General features: G+C 76.1%; 2 protein-coding genes. Both read left to right on the forward strand.

Annotation, left to right across the window (positions count from 1 at the left end; genetic code table 11):
- Positions 1–1,071, forward strand: a 1,071-nt coding sequence (locus tag HMPREF3159_RS08595; RefSeq protein WP_070500651.1) for an ROK family protein, incomplete at its 5' end; no start/stop codon positions are given.
- Positions 1,068–2,183, forward strand: coding sequence for a Gfo/Idh/MocA family protein (locus HMPREF3159_RS08600; protein ID WP_141748144.1), 1,116 nt, complete (start codon positions 1,068–1,070; stop codon positions 2,181–2,183). The genes HMPREF3159_RS08595 and HMPREF3159_RS08600, both read left to right, overlap by 4 nt.
- The last annotated feature ends 1 nt before the right edge of the window (position 2,184 follow it).

Raw genomic sequence — 2,184 nt, forward strand, 5'->3', positions numbered from 1 at the left:
GCCGTCTCGCGAGGCCGCCCCGCCCGCCGCTTCTCCCTGCGCGCGCAGGCCGGGATCCTGCTCGCCGTCGACGCCGGCCAGCACACCCTCGCCGCCCGTGCGGCGGACCTGCGCGGTCGCGAGCTGGCCGCAGAACGCCTCGTGCTCGAGGACGCTCCGCTCGTCGGCGACGACCTCGAGGCCGGCGCCGCCGCGGCGGAACGGCGCCTCGAGGCGCTGCGCGCGCTGCTGGACCGGGTGAGCGCGCGGGCCGGAGCGGGAGGCTCGGTCCGCCTGCTCACCGTCGTGGGCGTGCCCGCGCCGGTCGATGCCGAGGGGCGCTCCCCGAGCGGCGACGCCGGCTACTGGCCCGCCATGAACCCCGGCCTCGTCGACGCGCTCGACGGCCCCGTCCTCGTCGAGAACGACGCGAACCTCGCCGCGCTCGCCGAGCGCGCCCACCTGGCCTGCTCCGGCGCCGATGCCGACCACCTCGCCGCCCTGCTCATGGGTGAGCGCTTCGGCGCCGGGCTCGTCGTCGACGGGCGGCTCCTGCGCGGCGCCGACGGCGGCGCGGGCGAGATGCGCTTCCTCGAGACCGTGCTCGGCGACCCTCGCGGGGCCGACGGCGTCGCCGCCCTCGCCCGGCGGTGGGCGCTCGAGGCGCTCGAGGCAGGGGAGACCTCAGCCGCGCTCTCGGCCCTGCCCGCTGCCGAGCTCGGCGCGAAGGACGTCTTCGCCGCCGCCCGCGACGGCGATGCGCTCGCCGGCGCCGTGCTCGAGCGCATCGGCGACCGCCTCGCCCGCATCGCCATGATCCTCTCGAGCCTGATCGCCGTGGACACCGTCGTCGTCGCCGGCGCGATCGCCGAGGCCATCGACCCCGTCCTCGAGCATGCGCGCGAGGCGCTGCCCCGGATCGGGACCCCGCCCCTCCCGCAGCTGCGCGCCAGCTCCCTCGGCCGCGACGTCGTCGTGCGCGGAGCGCTGGAGCTCGCCCTGACCCGCCTGCGCGAGGACCCGCTGGCACTCCTGGCCACGGACCCCCTCCAGGAGCCCCATCCACCGACCGAAGGGAACCGCACGTCATGACCGCAGCAGCACCGCAGGCCGCAGCGCCGCAGGAGGGCATGCGCCGACTCCGCGCCGGAGTGATCGGCCTGGGCTGGGCCGGCCAGCAGCACCTCGCCGCCTACGCCGCCGACCCCGCCGTCGACCTCGTCGCCCTCTCCGCGATGGAGGAGCACCTGCTGGCCCGTTTCGGCGAGGAGCACCAGGTGCCCGGCCGCTACCGGGACTGGCGGCAGATGCTCGCCGAGGCCGAGCTCGACGTCGTCTCGATCGCGACCCCGACCTTCCTCCATGCCGAGATGGCGATCGCCGCGCTCGAGGCGGGCGTGCACGTGCTCACCGAGAAGCCGATGGCCCAGACCGGCGAGGCCGCGGCCGCGATGGTCGAGGCGGCCCGTCGCGCCGGGCGGGTGCTCGAGGTGTCCTTCAACCACCGTCGACGCGGCGACGTCACCGCGTTGAAGACCGTGATCGACTCCGGCGTCCTGGGGAGCATCTACTACGCCAAGACCGGCTGGATCCGCCGTCAGGGCATCCCCGGGCTCGGCACCTGGTTCACCAAGGCCGAGAGCGCCGGCGGCGGCGCGATGATGGACATCGGCATCCACATGCTCGACATGACCCTCCACCTCCTCGGCGAGCCGGGCGTCACCGCCGCCTCCGCCATGACGCACGCCGAGTTCGGCCCCCGCGGCCGCGGGGGCTCCGGCTTCGGCGTCTCCCAGCTCGAGGACGGCGCCCCCTTCGAGGTCGAGGACCTCGCCACCGCCTTCCTGCGCCTGGACGGCGGGGCGACGATGCTGCTGGAGTCCAGCTGGGCGCAGTGGATCCCCGAGGACCTCTGCTACGTCACCCTCTACGGCGCCGACGGCGGAGCGACGATCGAATGGGCCGGCGGGCCCGGAAACCACCGCATCACCGTGTGGACCGAGGTCGAGGGCATCCCCGCCGAGCTCAGCCCGCAGGTGGGCGAGGACCGCGGCCACGCCGGCGCCATCGCCGAGTTCCTGCAGGCGGTCCGCTCCGGCGACGTCGCGGCCCACGACGGCTCCCTCGCGCTGCGCCGCGCCCGGGTGCTCGACGCCTGCTACGCCTCCGCCGCGGCGGGCGCCGAGGTGGCCGTCGAGGGCTGAG

It is taken from the genome of Brachybacterium sp. HMSC06H03, from assembly GCF_001807385.1.
Lineage (GTDB): Bacteria > Actinomycetota > Actinomycetes > Actinomycetales > Dermabacteraceae > Brachybacterium > Brachybacterium conglomeratum.

Coding starts and splice junctions, on each gene's coding strand:
- HMPREF3159_RS08600 (WP_141748144.1), top strand. CDS start 1,068: ATGACCGCAGCAGCACCGCAGGCCGCAGCGCCGCAGGAGGGCATGCGC.